This is a genomic window from Vibrio sp. 1402 (assembly GCF_033340275.1).
Map to the genome: position 1 here is coordinate 1 of NZ_JAWOWE010000341.1, position 653 is coordinate 653.

General features: G+C 49.2%; 1 protein-coding gene. It reads right to left on the bottom strand.

Translation table 11 applies throughout. From position 1 onward, the window contains the following. The coding region (locus R7044_RS25950) for a penicillin-binding transpeptidase domain-containing protein (RefSeq protein WP_263857055.1) at positions 1–653 on the bottom strand (653 nt) is incomplete at both ends.

Sequence of the window (653 nt, forward strand, 5' to 3'; positions counted from 1 at the left end):
CGCCGTTTGCAAAAACCGAGTAACCTTGCGCCACTTTCATTGGCGTTAAGCTACCCGCACCCAAGGCGATAGTTTCTGAGCGAGGCACTTCGTTGATATCGAATCCAAAGCGAGTTAGGTACTGACGAGTTTCATCCAGACCCACTTCACGTAAGGTACGAACCGCCATTACGTTTTTCGATTGCGCTAAGCCAATGCGAAGGCGAGTTGGACCACCGTAAGTTGGAGGTGAGTTCTTTGGTCGCCATGCTGAGCCTGAACCTGCGTCCCATTTGTTGATTGGCGCATCGTTGATCAGAGTTGCTAACGTTAGGCCTTTATCGATAGCGGCTGAGTAAATAAATGGTTTGATACTAGAACCAACCTGACGCACGGACATGGTTGCGCGGTTAAACTTGCTGTGAACAAAGTTAAAACCACCTACTAGTGACAAAATGCCGCCATTTTCAGGATTCATCGCGACAAATGCGGTGTTCGCGCTAGGCACTTGGCTTAGCTTCCAGCTGCTTTGAGTGTTGCCATCTTCATCGGTGGTCGTTAGCTCGCGAACCCAAATTTGTTCACCTGCAGCTAAAACCTCTTGTGCAGATTTTGGTGTTGAACCTTGACGGTTATCGGTGAGGAATTTGCGTGCCCAGTTCATGCCAGTCCAA